This is a genomic window from Lactiplantibacillus garii, from assembly GCF_003885105.1.
Lineage (GTDB): Bacteria > Bacillota > Bacilli > Lactobacillales > Lactobacillaceae > Lactiplantibacillus > Lactiplantibacillus garii.
Genome location: NZ_QWZQ01000029.1, coordinates 1 through 16,697, shown reverse-complemented (window position 1 = coordinate 16,697; position 16,697 = coordinate 1). Strand labels below are relative to the sequence as shown.

18 protein-coding genes are annotated in these 16,697 nt (G+C 49.8%); 5 read left to right on the top strand and 13 right to left on the bottom strand.

The genetic code is table 11. The features are described from left to right. Window position 1: 1 nt before the first annotated feature. Genes D1831_RS09085 through D1831_RS09075 form a run of 3 tightly spaced genes read right to left on the bottom strand, consistent with a single transcriptional unit; the run spans window position 2 to window position 1,352 of the window. A complete protein-coding gene (locus D1831_RS09085) occupies window positions 2-370 on the bottom strand; it encodes an HIT family protein (RefSeq protein ID WP_125072624.1) in 369 nt (122 codons plus the stop codon). Window positions 371-384: 14 nt separating this feature from the next. Next, a complete protein-coding gene (locus D1831_RS09080) occupies window positions 385-1,131 on the bottom strand; it encodes a 3-oxoacyl-ACP reductase (RefSeq protein ID WP_125072623.1) in 747 nt (248 codons plus the stop codon). Then, on the bottom strand, window positions 1,131-1,352 hold the full coding sequence (locus tag D1831_RS09075; protein ID WP_125072622.1) for a DUF2829 domain-containing protein: 222 nt from the start codon (window positions 1,350-1,352) through the stop codon (window positions 1,131-1,133). The genes D1831_RS09080 and D1831_RS09075 overlap by 1 nt, the downstream gene beginning before the upstream one ends. Before the next feature lie 167 nt (window positions 1,353-1,519). On the opposite strand from D1831_RS09075, the gene D1831_RS09070 reads away from it, so the two are divergent. Together D1831_RS09070 and D1831_RS09065 are read left to right on the top strand one after the other, a co-directional pair. Beyond that, window positions 1,520-2,611, top strand: coding sequence for a DUF871 domain-containing protein (locus D1831_RS09070; RefSeq protein WP_125072621.1), 1,092 nt, complete (start codon window positions 1,520-1,522; stop codon window positions 2,609-2,611). Between the two features lie 24 nt (window positions 2,612-2,635). Further along, on the top strand, window positions 2,636-3,817 hold the full coding sequence (locus D1831_RS09065) for a GNAT family N-acetyltransferase (protein WP_125072620.1): 1,182 nt from the start codon (window positions 2,636-2,638) through the stop codon (window positions 3,815-3,817). Between the two features lie 79 nt (window positions 3,818-3,896). Here the strand turns inward: D1831_RS09065 and D1831_RS09060 are convergent, their stop codons facing one another. Further along, window positions 3,897-4,406, bottom strand: a complete 510-nt coding sequence (locus D1831_RS09060; RefSeq protein WP_125072619.1) for a transcription repressor NadR — start codon at window positions 4,404-4,406, stop codon at window positions 3,897-3,899. 16 nt (window positions 4,407-4,422) lie between these two features. Next, a complete protein-coding gene (locus D1831_RS09055) occupies window positions 4,423-4,734 on the bottom strand; it encodes a hypothetical protein (protein WP_125072618.1) in 312 nt (103 codons plus the stop codon). 198 nt (window positions 4,735-4,932) lie between these two features. On the opposite strand from D1831_RS09055, the gene D1831_RS09050 reads away from it, so the two are divergent. Then, entirely contained in the window at window positions 4,933-6,363 is a 1,431-nt protein-coding gene (locus D1831_RS09050) for a nicotinate phosphoribosyltransferase (protein WP_125072617.1), read from the top strand. Window positions 6,364-6,425: 62 nt separating this feature from the next. Here the strand turns inward: D1831_RS09050 and D1831_RS09045 are convergent, their stop codons facing one another. The 8 genes from D1831_RS09045 to D1831_RS09010 all read right to left on the bottom strand — a co-directional run bounded on the left by D1831_RS09045 (window position 6,426) and on the right by D1831_RS09010 (window position 14,834). Then, window positions 6,426-7,106 (bottom strand): TetR/AcrR family transcriptional regulator, encoded by a 681-nt coding sequence (locus D1831_RS09045; protein ID WP_125072616.1) that lies wholly within the window; start codon window positions 7,104-7,106, stop codon window positions 6,426-6,428. A 5-nt stretch (window positions 7,107-7,111) separates the two neighbouring features. Continuing rightward, window positions 7,112-8,362, bottom strand: a complete 1,251-nt coding sequence (locus tag D1831_RS09040) for an ABC transporter permease (protein ID WP_125072615.1) — start codon at window positions 8,360-8,362, stop codon at window positions 7,112-7,114. Continuing rightward, window positions 8,340-9,083, bottom strand: a complete 744-nt coding sequence (locus D1831_RS09035) for an ABC transporter ATP-binding protein (RefSeq protein ID WP_125072614.1) — start codon at window positions 9,081-9,083, stop codon at window positions 8,340-8,342. The genes D1831_RS09040 and D1831_RS09035 overlap by 23 nt, the downstream gene beginning before the upstream one ends. Before the next feature lie 178 nt (window positions 9,084-9,261). Then, complete coding sequence (locus D1831_RS09030; protein WP_125072613.1) at window positions 9,262-10,572, bottom strand: D-serine ammonia-lyase; 1,311 nt, start codon at window positions 10,570-10,572, stop codon at window positions 9,262-9,264. A 281-nt stretch (window positions 10,573-10,853) separates the two neighbouring features. Next, window positions 10,854-12,299, bottom strand: coding sequence for a 6-phospho-beta-glucosidase (locus D1831_RS09025; RefSeq protein WP_125072612.1), 1,446 nt, complete (start codon window positions 12,297-12,299; stop codon window positions 10,854-10,856). 18 nt (window positions 12,300-12,317) lie between these two features. After that, complete coding sequence (locus D1831_RS09020) at window positions 12,318-13,757, bottom strand: 6-phospho-beta-glucosidase (RefSeq protein WP_125072611.1); 1,440 nt, start codon at window positions 13,755-13,757, stop codon at window positions 12,318-12,320. A 295-nt stretch (window positions 13,758-14,052) separates the two neighbouring features. Continuing rightward, window positions 14,053-14,406 carry a PTS lactose/cellobiose transporter subunit IIA gene (locus D1831_RS09015; RefSeq protein WP_125072610.1) on the bottom strand — a complete coding sequence of 118 codons (354 nt, stop codon included), beginning with the start codon at window positions 14,404-14,406 and terminating at the stop codon, window positions 14,053-14,055. A gap of 116 nt (window positions 14,407-14,522) precedes the next feature. Then, complete coding sequence (locus D1831_RS09010; protein WP_125072609.1) at window positions 14,523-14,834, bottom strand: PTS sugar transporter subunit IIB; 312 nt, start codon at window positions 14,832-14,834, stop codon at window positions 14,523-14,525. A gap of 181 nt (window positions 14,835-15,015) precedes the next feature. Here D1831_RS09010 and D1831_RS09005 point away from each other — a divergent pair, with 181 nt between their 5' ends. Both D1831_RS09005 and D1831_RS09000 read left to right on the top strand, forming a co-directional pair. Beyond that, window positions 15,016-15,723, top strand: a complete 708-nt coding sequence (locus D1831_RS09005) for a GntR family transcriptional regulator (protein WP_125072608.1) — start codon at window positions 15,016-15,018, stop codon at window positions 15,721-15,723. A gap of 92 nt (window positions 15,724-15,815) precedes the next feature. Then, window positions 15,816-16,550 (top strand): glycosyltransferase family 2 protein, encoded by a 735-nt coding sequence (locus tag D1831_RS09000; RefSeq protein ID WP_125072607.1) that lies wholly within the window; start codon window positions 15,816-15,818, stop codon window positions 16,548-16,550. The last annotated feature ends 147 nt before the right edge of the window (window positions 16,551-16,697 follow it).

The following is a 16,697-nucleotide window of genomic DNA, read 5'->3' as shown; positions in this document are numbered from 1 at the left end:
TCTATTGCTGTCCCGCCGCGGGAGGCAACATTTTGCGAATGCCCCCACGCGGATCCGGCACGTCACCTTGATACCGCGGAATCAAATGCACGTGACAATGCATCACCGTTTGCCCGGCGGCCGGCCCAACGTTAATGCCAACGTTATAACCGTCCGGATGAAATCGTTTTTCGAGATAATCCTTAGCCGTGGTCAATAACTGTAACATGGCGTCCCGGTCCGCCGGGGGAACGTCAAAAAACGTCGGGTAGTGCTGCTTAGGAATAATCAATAGGTGTCCCCGGCTGACCGGGTGAATATCATAAAACGCGGCCGCTAAGTCGTTTTCCAACACGTACGGCTGCGACTGACAAAAAATACAAGCTTTCATCGTCAGCTTCCTTCCTACTTTGCAAGCCAGCCCCCGTCAATCGGGACGACCGTGCCGTGAACGTAGTCGGCGTGTTGACTGGCTAAAAATAACGTTAGATCCGCCACTTCTTCCGGCCGGGCCCACCGTTTAGCGGGCGTTTCGGCCGCCACCCACTTAGCCAGCTTGCCGTCACCGGCAAAGTCGGCCGCGTTCATGGGCGTGTCGATGGCACCGGGGGCAATGCAGTTCGCACGGATGCCCCGCGCCGCGTAGTCCAAGTCGAGTTGCTTCGTATAACCGATCACGGCGTGTTTTGCGGCGGTGTAAGCCGCACCGCCACCACCACCTACTAGTCCGGCAATTGACGCCATGTTCACAAAGACGCCGTGCCCCCGGTCTAACATGGCGGGCAAAACCTGATTCGTAACTAAAAATTGGCTGGTTAGATCCGTTGCTAAGACGTCCCGCCAGGTTGCCACGTCAATGGCCAACGTTGGTTGGTAAGCATCAAGCTTGCCAGCCGTGTTACAAACCACGTCGGGAACGCCCAACGCGGTCACGCCCGCTTCAATCGCCGCGTGCAAGCCGGCGGCATCCCGAACATCGGCCAGCTGACCACTGACGGTTGCTAGGGTCGCCACGTCAGTCGGTAGCGGGTGCTGGTCAATTGCAATCACCCGGGCACCCTGCGTTAAAAAAGCCCGTGTTTGGGCTAATCCAATACCGGAAGCCGCGCCGGTGACCAGTACGGTCTGGTCTTTAAATTCGCTAAATTGCATTAGGCGACCAGTTGCCAATCGGTTGCTAAAATATCGCAATCGGTCGGTGACCACATACTATACGCTTCGTCCGCCGTTTTGATCAAAAAATACGGGTTCAACGGTGCCCCCTCAAAGGTCGTCTTTGCCTGCAAGATCACGAACAGCTCGGTGCCTTCCCAGCCGGTTCGAACCGCCTTTTTACCGGCCTTTAATTCGGGTAAAATTGCTTCAAATGTCATCAGTATGCCTCCACTTTGTGTTTACTGAAATCGTATCATAATCCCGGTATCAGGAACAGGTTTAAAATTTGTACCAACAAATTACGCTTTGTGCTGGTATGGACCAATCAAATGTGCGATAATGAAAGCGAATACAGAAACCGATTAATATTTGGAGGGAATTTTTTATGAGTAAACTAGGTGTTTCCGTTTATCCGGAACGGTCAACATTTGAAAAGGACGCCGCGTACTTGGACTTAGCAGCCAAATATGGCTACCAGCGGGTATTTACGTCGCTCCTTGAAATTAAGGGCGACCAGGACGAAGTCGTTAGCAACTTTAAAAAGGTGATCACTTACGCTAACAAGCTGGGCTTACAAGTGATGGTCGACGTCAACCCCGACCTCTTTAAACAACTGGGCGTTTCCTACGACGATCTATCGTTTTTCCACGACCTCGGTGCCTGGGGCGTCCGCTTAGACCTCGGCTTTACCGGTCAAGAAGAAGCCCGGATGACCCACAACGAATACGGGTTAAAAATTGAAGTCAACATTTCCAAGGGAACCCATTACGTGGACACCATTATGGACTACTCCCCTGAAAAGGATAATCTACTGGGATCGCATAACTTCTACCCACAACAATACACCGGTTTAGGTTACGATTATTTTGTTCAGACTTCTGAACAATACCGTCAATACGGCATCAACACCGCCGCCTTCGTTTCTTCCAACGACGCCACTTACGGTCCTTGGCCGATGCAAGACGGGCTGTGCACCCTGGAAGAACACCGGGGCTTAGCGGTTGCTGCTCAGGCCCAACACCTGAAAATGACCGGGTTAATCGACGACGTTTTAATCGGTAACGCCTATGCCAGTGAAGCCGAGTTAAAGGCCGTCAGCGACGTTTTCTTCAGTCCTTACCCACTCTTACACGTGGAAACGGTAGCCGATTTAACGGCCGCTGAAACCAAGGTGCTCTTTGACCAACCACAAACTTACCGGGGCGACTTCTCCGACTACGTTATCCGCTCATCACAGACCCGGGTGATCTACAAAGACGAAGCCTTTCCAGCGCACCACACCGCAGACGTTCAGGCCGGTGACGTGTTGATCGACAACGACGAATACGGCCAATACAAGGGTGAACTCCAAATCGCCCGCCGGGACTTTAAGAACACAGGTCGAATCAACGTGGTTGGCCACGTGGTTGAAAGTGACGCACCTTGTTTGCAACTGCTCCAACCATGGGCTGACTTTAAGTTCGTTGCAACCAAGTAATTAACCAACAAAGGGGGTTCCTTTATGAGTGCAGATTACCGGTTAACGACGGATCAGGACCGCGAGGCGTTCTACCAACTTTACCAGTACGCTTTTAATAATCACGACACACCTAACCGGCGCGCCTTTTTCATGGACCGTTACCAGCACGGCTGGATCTACGGGCTTCACGACCACGATCAACTGGTCAGCGGCCTGTACAGCCTCCCCTTGGAAGTTAATTTTCACGGGGTCAACTACGCCATGCACGGCATCGGCGACGTCATGAGTGCGCCCGAATACGCTGGTAAGGGCGGCGCCGGGAAGCTGTTAACGGCCGCCCTTGAAGCCATGGCGGCCCAGCACGTTCCGCTATCTTACTTGGCACCCTTTTCCTACCCGTACTACCGGCGGTTTGGCTACGAGCACGTCTTTGACCACTGTCACCAAGTGATGGCGGCTAAGGACCTGCCCCGCATTAAACCAACCGACTTAACGGGGACGGTGACCCGCTACGGTAACGAGGGGTTGGAATTAGTCAACGATTTTTACGAAGCACAGCCGATCAATCAACGGGGCGGCTTAGTTCGGCCGGCATGGTGGCGCCACTACCTCACGCTAAAACATAACTGGTCCGTGGCAATCTACCGCAACGCCAACGCGCAGATTGAAGGCTACCTAGTGTACGAACGCCAAGCCACTAACTTTGCGATTCAGGAATGGTCAACGAACACCCCGGTAGCGTTTGAACGACTGGCCAACTTTATCACTAAACACGGTACCACCTTTGAAACGTTCAGTTACGACGGCCCCAGTGCGGAAAGCGGCCTGGATCTCTTAGCCGACCCGTACACGTTGCAAGTCACTACGACGCCGTACATGATGGCCCGCATCGTTTTACTGCACGATTTCATCACCCGCTACCCGTTTACCGCCGACGTGGCTCCCATTCGGCTTGCCGTAAGTGATCCCATATTGCCCGCAAACCAGGGCGTTTGGGAGCTGCAACGACAGCTGACCCGCACCACCTTGAACCGAGTCAGCGCTGACGTGACCCACGCCAGTGACCTTCAGCTATCAATTCAACAATTAACTAAGGCCCTGTTTGGGACCCGCTCACTGGTCAGTGCTTGGCAACACGGCCAGATCACCGGCGCCCGGGATGCGGCCGAACGGTTAGACCACGCGCTGGTCAAAAACCGCCCGGCACTGATCGATTACTTTTAAAATTCATTGTATGCATCTAAACCAAATGACGACTTCTAGGCTACTAATAGCCGGAAGTCGTCATTTTTTGGTGGTTCATTTAATTTTCATACAAGTAACCAGCGGTCCGCAACGTGGCCTGAATCGCAGTCAGCTGGGCCGCCGTTTGGTAACCAATCGTATGGGTATGGATACCATCGGTCAACTCGGACAGCAAGTGCCCGTGCTGCTTTTTAAGCCGTCCCATAAACAAGTGAACGTCACCAACGGTCCGCAATTCTAACTCTCCCCGCAAACGTCCGTATAATGGGTGTTCAACCGTCACGTCCTTGATTACGCCACCGGCCTGAATAATCCGGGTCATTTCGTCAAGTGCCGCCGCGGCACCGTGCCGGCAAACAACAATTGCGGTGGGCTGGTCAGCCGTTGCCAACTCGTAACCGTGCAGGGTAGCAACGATTCGAAGACCATTGGCACGTAGTAACGAAATGTCACCCACTACCGTTTGACGACTAACCCCCAGCTGGTGTGCCAAAGTAGTAGCACTTAACGCATCCGTACTCGTTGATAACGCGGCCCGAATTTGGTCGCGGCGTTCCGATCCCGTCATAACTTCACCTTCCTGATTAACCTGCGGATTCACCCTGAGAATAATATTTAATAACCCTATTTAAGGTTCGCGCGTAGGCAATTTCTTTTTGCGTTTGTGGCCCCACGTACTCGTTAACGTCAATTACCAGTACTTCATCGGCCAGCTCAATCTTTTTGAAATGGGCGGCCCGTAAAAGTTGCACCTCGTGGGCCGTTAACTGACCGCCCACGTTAAATACTGGACCTAGCACCACGTTCCCCCGCAGCGCTAAGTCCGTTTCAATTTTTTTAAACACCGCCGCAAATTTGCGGGAACCACACAGTGTGACCACTTTCACTCTATTCATAAGCCATCCTAATAAAAAATATTTCTTTATTTATTCTAACACGCTTTTCCCCATCATCCTGCCTAATTAAACGGATCACGGGGCTTCTTAAAATGTCCCGAACACCGCGTGAGCTATTCACAATTCCGAAACTGTGCTAAACTATTTTTTATCAGGAGGGTGTCAAGACACCTATCAAAGCTTAGAAAGGATCATCCTATGCGTAATTTGTCATTACTTACCGACTTGTACGAATTTTCCATGGCTAACGGCTTCCAGCACGACTTACCCGCCACGCAAGCCACGTTCGACGTTTTTTACCGGCGCGTGCCCGACGCTGGTAGTTTTGTAATTGCAGCCGGACTACAACAAGTTATCGAGGCGTTACAAAACTTTCATTTTAGTGAAGCGGACCTCGCCTACTTTAAAACCCTGGACCTTTGGGATCCGGAGTTTTTGAACTACCTGGCCAACTTTAAGTTAGACTGCCAAATTCAAGCAGTGGCCGAGGGGACCCCGGTCTTTCCGCGGGAACCCCTACTGACGGTGACCGGTCCCATCGCCCAGACTCAACTACTTGAAACCCTGATTCTCAACATTTTAAACCACCAATCCCTGATTGCGACGAAGGCCCGCCGGTTGACCTTCGCTGCGTCGGGACGGCCCATCATGGAATTCGGTGCCCGGCGTGCTCAGGGTCCTGACAGCGCAATTTACGGCACCCGCGCGGCCGTTATTGGCGGGGCTAAGAGTACGTCGAACGTCTTAGCGGCCAAAGCCTTCAACATTCCGGCGGCCGGAACCATGGCCCACAGTTGGATCGAAGCCTTTCCCGATGAATTGACGGCCTTCCGTAAATGGAGTGAACGCTACCCGGATAACAGCGCGCTGCTGGTTGATACATACGACGTTCTAAATTCAGGGGTCCCCAACGCCATCACCGTCTTTCAAGAACTGCGTGAGCGTGGCCACCAACCGGTTGGGATTCGAATCGACTCCGGTGACGTCACCATGCTGGCCCAACAGGCCCGTAAGATGCTGAACGCCGCCGGTTTTCCGGAGGCCAAAATCACCATTTCTAACGCCCTCGACGAAACCATCATCACGTCGCTTCTCCAACAGGGCGCCCCGATTGATAACTTCGGCATCGGGGAAAAACTCATTACCAGTGCCTCCGCGCCCGTCTTGAGTGGTGTTTACAAGCTCGCCGCCATTGAACAAAACGGACACGTAGAACCTAAGATTAAGGTGAGTGCTAGCCGCGAAAAGCTGACCATTCCGGGTAAAAAACGAGTTTACCGACTATACCGGCCGGGCACTAAGCAGGCCTTTGCCGATTTGATTGCTTTAGAACACGAAACCATTGTCGGAGAGAGCCACCTAGCCGTCTTTAATAGTGACCCGCTGAGCGTTGACCGTCACCACGTGTTAACCGCCTTCGACGCCCAGTTACTCCTAAAACCGGTCACACTGACTACAACGAGTTATCCCAGTGTTCAGGCCATCCAAACCACGAGTCAGCACCAACTGGCTGAGCTCCCCCGCGCCACCCAGCGCTTAATTAATCCGGACGTGTACCCGGTCTACATGACCGCCGCGTTAAGTCAGTTACAAACCGAATTATTAAGTCAGGCGACGCCCGCCGATTAATATAAAATGCAACCTAAAACGACCCCGGAAAGTTATTTTCGGAGTCGTTTTAAGTTGCATTTTTATAGTTGGGTCAGGGCGGGATCATCGGTCGCACTCGGGGTTAGGAGCTTCCCCAAAACGCCTAGCACGTATGTCCGCTCGCGTTGAGGATCGTCATTCGGCAAAGTCAACGCACCCCGCATCAATTCACCGCCAATCATTGACAAAATTGTCTGAATAATTAGGTCGTTCGGCCAAGGGACCAACAGCTGATCGGCTCGCAACTGGTTAAGCACCCCACCAAATTGTTGCACCATGACCGGCGCAATGTGACCAATAATTTGATTACGACGTGCTTGGTCAAAAGCCACCATTTCCAAAATTACTTTAATTTCTTTCTGGTTGGCCAGAACAAACGCGACCCGGTCATCGTAAATCGCCGTTAAAAAGGCTTCTAGACTCGGATAACGCCGATGCAGTTCATCCTTTGAAAAATCACTAGCGAGCATTGGCGCGATGTTGGTTGCGAGCGGCGCAAGTATGGCATCCCGCAACCCCTCCTTAGTGCGGTAACGACGGTAAACCGTGCCTTCCGCAACCCCCGCACGCTGCGCAATGTCGCTCGTACTCGTTTGTTCAAACCCTTTTTCGGCAAACAAGTCTAGGCTCGCTTGTAAAATGGCCCGCTGTTTAGGCGTAATGTCACGATTGTCCGCTAAATCCTGGCTAAAGTAATCCCGTATCCGGGGGTGTTGTTCCATGTTAATCACACTTTCCGATAACGTTTCATACCAACAATGTTTAAGAACGTTAAGACTACCATAAAGCCTACCAGAATTAATAAGTTAACGCCAATGTCACCCAGGGTCGCTCCCTTGGTCACCACGTCGGTCAACGCATTCGCTCCGTAGTAAAGCGGCATGACGTGCGCAACAACCTGTAACCAGTTAGCCATCCCGGTGACGGGAATTAACCCGGCAAAGAAAATTTGCGGGACAACGATCAGCGGAATGAACTGGATCATCTGAAATTCAGAATTAGCAAAGGTTGAAATAAAGATTCCCAGGGCTAACGCAACCAGTGCCAGTAACAAGTTAACTAAGAATACCAGCCAAATACTGCCGACCAAGTGGATCTTAAAGACCGTGATGGCGAAGAGTACCGTGATGAAGGTCTGGATAATGGCAAACAGACCGTATCCGATCAGGTAGCCAAAAATAATTTCACTGCGTCGAATCGGGGTTGCTAACAACCGGCTCAACGTCCCGGTCGTCCGCTCATTTAGGAGTGAGATCCCCGAAATTAGGAACACGAAGAAAAAGACGAAGAACCCTAAGAAAATTGGTAAAAAGTTTTCAAAGAAGGTCGAGTCGCTACTACCATAAATATAGTGGGCTTGCGTAGTGTAACTCGTGGGTTTGCTTACGTGCTGACTAGTCGAACGCGTGCTCGTCGCCTGCTTGAGTTGTCGTTTTAACTTTTTGACCGCGGCGGTGTTGCCGCTGGCCTGCGCTTGCGCAAGGGCCATTTTTAACTTCGTGACCGTGGCCTGCGTCTGCGCGGTGGTCAGCTTAGTCAGGGCTCGTTGCTGCTTCACTAAGACCCGTTGTTGCGTCTTAGTGGCAGCAGCGAGGGCCTTCACCTTTAATTTCACCAGTCCGCTTTGGAGTGCGGCTTTGATCAGCGACGTGTTAGTGGGGTTACTGTTAGAATACGTTACGGTCAGCTTCCCGTTCTTTTGGGTTAGGTAGCCGTCCAAATCGTGCTGCTTGATCATCTTCGCCGCACTAGCAGTACTTTCATAATCCTTCAAATCCACGTGTTTGGTCTTAATTACTTTCAGTACCTGGCTATCAACGTTATGAACGCCTAAACTAGCAACTTGGGTGGTATTATTTTGAAATAAAAAGTACATTAACGACATGATCAGGAGTGGTGCCAAAAACATTAACGCCAAGGTCCGTTTGTCCCGAACCATTTGTTTTAAAACCCGTCTAACGATTGCCATTGTTCGCATCTTGGAGCCGCCCCGCTTTCAAAAAGACTTGTTCAATTGTTTCGACATGGTAACGCTGCTTTAATTCAGCCGGGGTCCCCTGTGCGAGGGCAATGCCGTGCCGGATCAACATTAAATAATCACAGCGTTCCGCTTCATCCATGACGTGGGTGGTGACCAACATTGATTTTCCACCCGTTTTCAATTTATTGAGTTCCGCCCAGATCTGTTGCCGCAGTTCCGGATCAATGCCAACGGTGGGTTCGTCCAAGACTAGTAACGGCGGGTCCTGAATCAGCGCAATTGCCAGTGACAACCGGCGTTTCATCCCACCGGAATAGCCACTGACCCGTTGATCTAACTGTGTTGTTAGGTTGACCAAGTTAGCGGCGTAGTCAATCATTTGCGCCAATTTAGTTTTCGGTACGTTCATCAATTGGCCAAAAAACTTTAAATTTTCCCGGCCAGTCAACGTTTCGTACAGGGCGTCACTTTGGGCCATGTAGCCAATTTGGGCCATCACCGCACGGTTGGGCATCAACGTCCCCATTACGTGAACTTCCCCACCATCGACCGCTTCCATCCCTAAAATACTTTTGATCAGCGTCGTTTTTCCGGCGCCAGACGGTCCAATCAATCCGTAGATCGTGCCAGCGGGGACCGTTAAATCAATTTGATCTAACACCTGGTGCTGCCCAAAACTTTTGCTAACGCGTTGGGCTTCAACGTAATTTGTTGTCATGTCATCCTTCCTTTCACTAGTGAGTGTTCACTCACTCATTTACAATTCACATCATATAACGGACCCGCTAAAGAATCAACCCTAAAATGAGTAATCACTCACTCTAAATCTAAATAAAGTATCAGCCTCAAAATTGTTCAGAATTTTAAGGCTGATACTTTAATCAAATTGAATGCTTTTAGTTGAACCGCTCATGAGTAAGCAAGGTCGTGCCGCGTTGGTAATCCCGTTCACGCTCACTGACCGGCATCATGTCCCCACCGGTCGCCCAGACGACGTGGGTCACGTTCGCACCGCCCAATTCGGGCACGGCGGTCGTCAACGGTTTAATAGCGGTAAACCCGGCGGCAGCGGAGGGTTCCACGGTAATTTTCTGAGTATCAATCAGTTCGCTGACGTACTCAAACAGGTCGTCATCGTTAAACGTCACGCTCCCGAGTAACAACGTGCGCATAATTTTACCGGCGATCCGGGACGGGCGACTAACCGCTAACCCGTCGGCCGCCGTCAGACCGTCCAAACCAATGTCTTGCACGGAAATTTTTTCATTTAACTTTGTCATCATCCCAAGGGTGACGGACGGAACGTGGGTCGGTTCACAAAAGACCGGGTGTACGTTGGCTCCCATAATCATTTTCAAGCCAAACGCCACCCCACTCGGACTGCCACCAACACCGGCGGGTAAATAAACCACGACCGGGTGCTTGGCATCCACTTTGATCCCCTGTTTTTTAAACTGATGTTGTAAACGGACCGCGGCAACCGCGTACCCTAAAAAGAGGTCGGTGGAACCCTCGTCGTCAACAAAGTGACAGTGCGGGTCCGCAGCTGCGGCCTGCCGGGCCAACGGGATCACGCTGGAAAAATCAGTATCAAATTCCTTAACGGTCACGCCGTTAGCCCGTAACCGGTCCTTCTTCCATTGCCGAGCGTCGTGCGACATGTAAACGGTCGTTTTAAACCCGAAACTGGCCGCCGCAATCCCAACGCTAAGGGCTAAGTTACCGGTCGACGCCACGATCACGCCGTACTGCGCAAATAATCGGTGGTAATCCGAATTGGCCAGCACCCCGTAGTCGTCGAGGTACGTCAAGTCCGATCGTTGCATGGCGACCCGTTCCGCAAATTTGAGCACTTCGTAAATGCCACCACGCGACTTGATTGAACCGGACACGGGCAATTCGCTATCTGCCTTTAAGTAAAGCTGACCGTGTAAGGACTGGTGGTTCAACATTTCCCAGGCGGCCCGCATGCGATCGATGCGAATCAGGGGGGACTCGATCACCCCGTGAGTCGCCACGGTTTCTGGGAATACCCGCTCTAAATACGGTGCGAAGCGTTCCCAACGGGCCACCGCGTCAAAAATCTGGGCCCGTGACAACGGTAGCGGCGCCCGTTCACCGTAATCCGGGTTGCGCCAAACGATTGGTTTTTTAGCCATTAAGTCCTTAATTTGCGGGTGTTCCTGAATCAACTTTTGCTTATCCATTATTTTCAAGTCCTTTACTTAAACGCCTTGTAAACTTTTCTCACACGGGCATTTAACCATAAAGTTCGGGGATACGCAAGTCAGTACCACTTTGTAAATTAGCCATTAAATTACGGACGAAACCAGCAAACACGCTAATTAGACCAATTTAAATATTTTAAATTTAAAGTTAGCTAATTAGGTTCCGTTTCAAAAACTGACCGACCATGCGGACACCAAAACGCGCAAACTACCCTTTCGAGTAATTTGCGCGCTTAAAAAATTTATTAACTCCTGCTAAGTTAGTCTAAATCGGCACCGTTAGTTTTGATAACTTTTTGATACCAGTAGAACGAGTCCTTCTTAGAACGGGCCAACGTTCCGTGACCTTCATCGTCCTTGTCGACGTAGATAAAGCCGTAACGTTTTGACATTTGACCCGTTCCGGCTGAAACTAAGTCAATGCAGCCCCACGGCGTGTAACCAATTAAATCAACGCCGTCTTCAGTGACCGCTTTGATCATCGCGTCAATGTGGGCCCGTAAATAATCAATTCGGTAAGGGTCATGAATTGAGCCGTCCGCTTCGACCTTGTCACGCGCACCCAGACCGTTTTCAACGATCATCATTGGTTTGTTGTAACGATCTTGTAACCAGTTCAGGGAGTACCGTAACCCCTCCGGATCAATTGGCCAATCCCATTCACTGGTCTTCAAATACGGATTATCAACGGCTTCGGTTCCGACAAAGTGGTAGCTCGGGTTGTCAGCCTTACCCTCAACCGTGTTGGAATTATAGTAGCTAAAGCCGATGTAGTCCACGGTCCCCTCTTTCAAGACTTGCCGGTCTTCGGCCGTGATGTCTGGCCGGAAGCCGGTTTGCTTAAAGTAAGCTTCCATGTTCCGTGGGTAGTATCCCCATGATTGGACGTCCGCAAACCAGTAACGGCGTTGCATCGCCTTTTCCGCCTGCATAATGTCTTGGGGTTTAGCAGTCAACGGGTAGATGGGCGTCATGTTGATCATGTTCCCAATTTGGAAATCGGGGTTGATCTCGTGACCGATTTTAACGGCTAAGGCGCTCGCAACAACTTCGTAGTGGGCGGCTTGGTACATCAACGCTTCGGCATCGGGGTCGTCGGGCTTTAAAACTAACCCTGAATCGGTTGCCATCAAAAATTGGTTGGTGTAGGTCGTCTGGTTATTAATTTCGTTAAAGGTCATCCAATACTTAACCTTATTCTTATATCGCTTGAAGACAGTCATTGCGTAGTGTACGAAGAAGTCGATGACTTTCCGACTTCGCCAGCCACCGTATTTCTTAACTAGGTGGTACGGCATTTCAAAGTGGGCCAACGTGATCACGGGTTCAATACCGTACTGATGACAAGTATCAAACATGTCATCGTAAAACTTTAAGCCGGCTTCGTTGGGTTCGGCTTCGTCACCGTTCGGGAAGATCCGGGTCCAAGCAATTGACGTCCGGAAACACTTAAAACCCATTTCAGCAAATAATTTAATGTCTTCCTTGTAGTGGTGGTAAAAATCAATGCCTTCGTGGTTCGGGTAATTTTTGCCCGCAATCACGCCGTCGGTAATTTCACGGGGAACCCCGTTTGCACCGGCGGTCATTACGTCAGCGACACTAACACCCTTGCCGCCGGCTTGCCAGCCACCTTCAAGTTGATGGGCAGCGACCGCGCCGCCCCATAAAAAGTCTGACCGTAAACCACTCTTAGTTGTTGCCATTAAAAAATCGTCCTCTCTTTATAAATCCTCACCGTTACTTGCAATGACCTGCTTATACCAGTCGAAGGAATCCTTCTTGGAGCGGTCAAAACTCCCCTGACCGTTGTCGTCAGCGTCCACGTAAATAAAGCCGTAGCGTTTAGCCATTTCACCGGTGCTGGCCGAAACCAGGTCAATGCAGCCCCACGGCGTGTAACCAATCAGGTCAACCCCGTCCAGGGCCACGGCCTCTTCCATGGCTTGAATGTGGTCGTGGAAGTAACTAATGCGGTAATCATCGTGAACACTGCCATCGGCTTCCTTCTTATCGTAGGCACCGAAGCCGTTTTCAACGATAAACTGTGGTAAGTGCCAGCGGTCCTGCATCCAGTTCATCGCGTAACGCAGACCGGTTGGGTCAATTTGCCAGCCCCAGTCAGATTTTTCCACGTACGGATTTTCGACAAAATCGTCCGGTTCCTTGAAGTCGTAGTCCACGTCACCGTCCTTGCCCTTAGTTACGAAGGACATGTAGTAACTAAAGCCAACGTAATCCACGGTACCAGCCTTTAAAGTAGCCAGGTCGGCCGCCGTAATGTCCATGTCAAAGCCCTTACGTTCAAAGTACTTTGGCAGCCACTTCGGGTATTCGCCCCAGCAGTGGACGTCGCCAAACCAGTAGCGTTTCTGCATCGCCCGTTCCGCCATCATGACGTCACTTGGCTTAGCAGTCAACGGATAAATTGGGCACATGGCCACCATGCAGCCAATTTGGAAATCGGGATTGATTGCGTGTCCCGCTTGAACGGCCAAAGCGCTGGCCACTAATTCGTAGTGGGCGGCTTGATACATCGCTTGTTCCCAATTGTCGTCCTTACCCAGTTCTAGGCCGGAGTTTTGAAGTAACGGGTGCGGATCATCCCAGGCCGTTTGGTTGTTAATTTCGTTAAAGGTCATCCAATACTTAACCTTATTCTTGTAACGTTTGAAAACCGTCTTCGCAAAGTGTACGAAGAAGTCGATCATCTTCCGGTTACTGAACCCACCGTACTTTTTGACTAGGTGGTACGGAATTTCAAAGTGGGATAACGTAATCACGGGTTGGATGCCGTGGGCCAATAAGTCATCAAACATGTCGTCGTAAAACTTCAAGCCGGCTTCGTTCGGTTCTTCCTCGTCACCGTTTGGGAAGATCCGGGTCCAGGCAATTGACGTCCGGAAACACTTAAAGCCCATTTCTTCAAACAACTTCACGTCTTCGGGGTACCGGTGATAAAAATCATTGCCCCAGTGGTTAGGGTAAACTTCGCCCGGTTTTACACCGTCGGTAACTTTCCGAGCAACGCCGTTACGGCCAGCGGTCATCACGTCAGCGATGCTAACGCCCTTACCACCTTCTTGCCAGCCCCCTTCGAGTTGGTGGGCAGCAACCGCGCCGCCCCATAAAAATCCTTTTGGCATCTTATATCCGTTTGCCATAAATTTATGACCTCCAATTTAAATATTATTTATTTGTTACGGGTACTTTCAAAATCTAAACCATTCGTTGGGTTCGTGCGGCAAAGCCACTACTAAATTTTCATAAAAGTCATCACATTGGCTTACTCACGCCACTGACTGCCCGCACCCGGCCGCCACTACTAAATGTGACTGGCCGGATCAGAAGGTGGTGTAAGCCCGACCCTTCAGCAAAATAAGTTGGCCATTTAAAGAAAAAGGGGCACCCGAACCAACACCGCATGGTATTCGTCTGGGTCCCCCAAATGGTTAACGTTTATTTTGCTTCGTCAGCAGCTAAACGCCGATAAACATCTACGACTTCACCAGCTAAATCACGGAAGGTGATGGCATTCATGATGTGATCTTGTGAATGAACTAGGAGTAAGGAAACGTGTGTATGTTCCCCCTGAGCTTCCGCCGTTAACATTGAAGTTTGTGAGTTGTGTGCTTCCGTTAAGAAGTTATCAGCTTCCTTCAACTTAGCGTCCGCCGTGTCAAAGTCGCCTTCCTTGGCCGCTTTGATGGCTTCAAAGGCTGAACTCTTGGCGTTACCACCATTAACGATCAGACCCATGATTGTTTCGAGACTTGCTTCGGTTTCCTTTGGTGCTTGCGTTTCTTCTGCCATTAACCCTCATCCTTTTTAGCTTGTTTGTTTATTTAGTTGCCCACACAATTAAAATGCCACCGGACCGGTAGTGCTTTACTACCGTGGTCCGGCAGCATCTAGAAATCATTTAATTATTATTTAGCCATTGAAGCTTCGGCTTCGCGTAATACCTTTTCACCGTTCATCATGCCGTAGTCTTGCATGTTGATAACTTCAACGGGGATATCAACCCGCTTTTGGAAGTCGCTTAACATGTAACGAACTTGCGGTCCGAGCATTAAAATGTCAGGGTTCTTTTCAGCTAACTTCGCATCAGCGTCACTGGCAGCGGTTGCAAAAATTTCTGCATCGATACCATCGGCTTCAGCAGCCTTTTGCATCTTTGAGACTAATAATGAAGTGGACATCCCTGCAGCACATACCAACATAATCGTTTTTTCAGCCATAATAAACACGCTCCTAGATAGTTTTGAATTAATTCATTTCAGCGGTTGCTTTACTAAACCGCTTTCATTACAATTAGAATTATAAGTCATGGGTACAAATTTGACAAGCCCTATTAATCAAATTAACGCGATTTATTAAATTGGTACCCATAAATATTTTTATCGGAAGAAGTGAACCATTATGTATCGTGAAATTGCGACCAAGCTTGTCAACGCCATCCAAGATGGCCAGTTTGAAACTAAATTACCCACTGAGGCGCAGTTAATGGAACGTTTCCACGCCAGCCGCAACACGATTCGCAAGGCAATTGACCTCGTTTACCAGCAGGGACTCTTACGACGTGTACAGGGTAGTGGTTATTTTATTACTAATATTCAATTAAAACACAAAACGGTGGTCAACCTATCCGCCCGCTCGATGCTGAACAGCAATTTACACCCCCGCGATCTTGAATCAAAGGTATTGACTTTCGATACCATCCACGGCGACACCGCCCTCAGTCGACAACTAGGGATTCCCGTGGATGAGGAGCTTTACCGGGTCATCCGGTTACGTTACTGGCACAATCAGCTATACTGTTTAGAAAAAGCGTACTATCTACGGTCGGTCGTTCCCTACTTATCAACCGAGGCGGTCAACTCGTCTATTTGGGACTTTTTAAGTGAAGCGTACGGTATTGGAATTGCTAATAGTGACGACTACCTGTCGCTCACGAACTTATCCACCGAAGAATCCCAACTAATGGGGTTAGACCACGGTGCCACCTACATGGCATTAGATTCCTGCAATTATTATAAAAATAACGGCCTGTTAGATTTCTCCCACACGGTCTTTGCGTACCCTGATTTAGCCCTGTACTTTCACACAACAAACTTAGCAAATAATTAAAACATCTATAAAAAAGGGGATTTCACTATAGTTTCGTCACAATTTATGGCTATAATGGTAGAAGTAACCAAATTTACGATGGAGGAATTAGCGTGTCAGCACCCCTTTTTTCAGTGGTTGTACCCGCGTACAACCAACACAAATTTATGAATAGTTGCCTGGCGAGTCTCCAACGCCAGACGGTCACTGATTTTGAAGTGATTGTTGTGGATGACTGCTCGCGTGACGATACCGGTGAACAAATTGCCGCGTTCGTTGCGCGTGACGACCGCTTTCACGTGGTCAGTCATTCACGCAACCTTGGCGTTTCCGCCGCGCGAAACTCTGGTATGGCGGTGGCTAAGGGTAAGTACCTCTGCTTCGTTGACGGTGACGACTGGGTCGAACCCGACTTTTTAGCGACTTTTCTTGCAGCTTACCAGGCCGCACCTAAAAGTCAGCTAGTGGTCTGTGGTCACTTCGGCTATTTAGCCGTTCCCAGCCCCGCCAAAACGTATACTCAAAAAGAACTAATTGCTAACATTAACTTTGGGACCGTTGGTGGATTTTCGTGGAACAAGTGTTTTATCCGAAGTATCATCACCAACCACCAACTCAAATTTAACGAAGACATTGATTTTCTTGAAGACCAGTTATTTGCATTTCGGTACGCTAACTACGTCACCAGTGCGCCGTACGTGCCAGCAAAAACGTACCATTACCGTTGGCGTTTCCGCAGTAACCTCGCCCACATTGGGCTGCCGTTCTTTACGGCCCGGCGTAAGATGATCAAGATTCTCAAACAAGAAAATAAGCAACTATTGAGCGAAGATTTAAACAATCAGTAGCCCCATCAAGACCTTAAGAAGAGGCTGTGACATAAGTCTCTAAAAACAAAGCCAGTCTGGAAAAATCTTCGGATTTTTCCGGACTGGCTTTTGATATAATGGAAAATAAAAAAGAGTACCGGTCGCACCCGATACTCCACGAAATTA

What these genes read in the sequence shown, in the direction of transcription:
- D1831_RS09010 (WP_125072609.1), bottom strand. Translation starts at nt 14,834, where the DNA reads ATGGCTGAAAAAACGATTATGTTGGTATGTGCTGCAGGGATGTCCACT.
- D1831_RS09055 (WP_125072618.1), bottom strand. Translation starts at nt 4,734, where the DNA reads ATGAATAGAGTGAAAGTGGTCACACTGTGTGGTTCCCGCAAATTTGCG.
- D1831_RS09020 (WP_125072611.1), bottom strand. Translation starts at nt 13,757, where the DNA reads ATGGCAAACGGATATAAGATGCCAAAAGGATTTTTATGGGGCGGCGCG.
- D1831_RS09075 (WP_125072622.1), bottom strand. Translation starts at nt 1,352, where the DNA reads ATGACATTTGAAGCAATTTTACCCGAATTAAAGGCCGGTAAAAAGGCG.
- D1831_RS09005 (WP_125072608.1), top strand. Translation starts at nt 15,016, where the DNA reads ATGTATCGTGAAATTGCGACCAAGCTTGTCAACGCCATCCAAGATGGC.
- D1831_RS09060 (WP_125072619.1), bottom strand. Translation starts at nt 4,406, where the DNA reads ATGACGGGATCGGAACGCCGCGACCAAATTCGGGCCGCGTTATCAACG.
- D1831_RS09025 (WP_125072612.1), bottom strand. Translation starts at nt 12,299, where the DNA reads ATGGCAACAACTAAGAGTGGTTTACGGTCAGACTTTTTATGGGGCGGC.
- D1831_RS09070 (WP_125072621.1), top strand. Translation starts at nt 1,520, where the DNA reads ATGAGTAAACTAGGTGTTTCCGTTTATCCGGAACGGTCAACATTTGAA.
- D1831_RS09080 (WP_125072623.1), bottom strand. Translation starts at nt 1,131, where the DNA reads ATGCAATTTAGCGAATTTAAAGACCAGACCGTACTGGTCACCGGCGCG.
- D1831_RS09045 (WP_125072616.1), bottom strand. Translation starts at nt 7,106, where the DNA reads ATGGAACAACACCCCCGGATACGGGATTACTTTAGCCAGGATTTAGCG.
- D1831_RS09015 (WP_125072610.1), bottom strand. Translation starts at nt 14,406, where the DNA reads ATGGCAGAAGAAACGCAAGCACCAAAGGAAACCGAAGCAAGTCTCGAA.
- D1831_RS09040 (WP_125072615.1), bottom strand. Translation starts at nt 8,362, where the DNA reads ATGCGAACAATGGCAATCGTTAGACGGGTTTTAAAACAAATGGTTCGG.
- D1831_RS09030 (WP_125072613.1), bottom strand. Translation starts at nt 10,572, where the DNA reads ATGGATAAGCAAAAGTTGATTCAGGAACACCCGCAAATTAAGGACTTA.
- D1831_RS09050 (WP_125072617.1), top strand. Translation starts at nt 4,933, where the DNA reads ATGCGTAATTTGTCATTACTTACCGACTTGTACGAATTTTCCATGGCT.
- D1831_RS09065 (WP_125072620.1), top strand. Translation starts at nt 2,636, where the DNA reads ATGAGTGCAGATTACCGGTTAACGACGGATCAGGACCGCGAGGCGTTC.
- D1831_RS09035 (WP_125072614.1), bottom strand. Translation starts at nt 9,083, where the DNA reads ATGACAACAAATTACGTTGAAGCCCAACGCGTTAGCAAAAGTTTTGGG.
- D1831_RS09085 (WP_125072624.1), bottom strand. Translation starts at nt 370, where the DNA reads ATGAAAGCTTGTATTTTTTGTCAGTCGCAGCCGTACGTGTTGGAAAAC.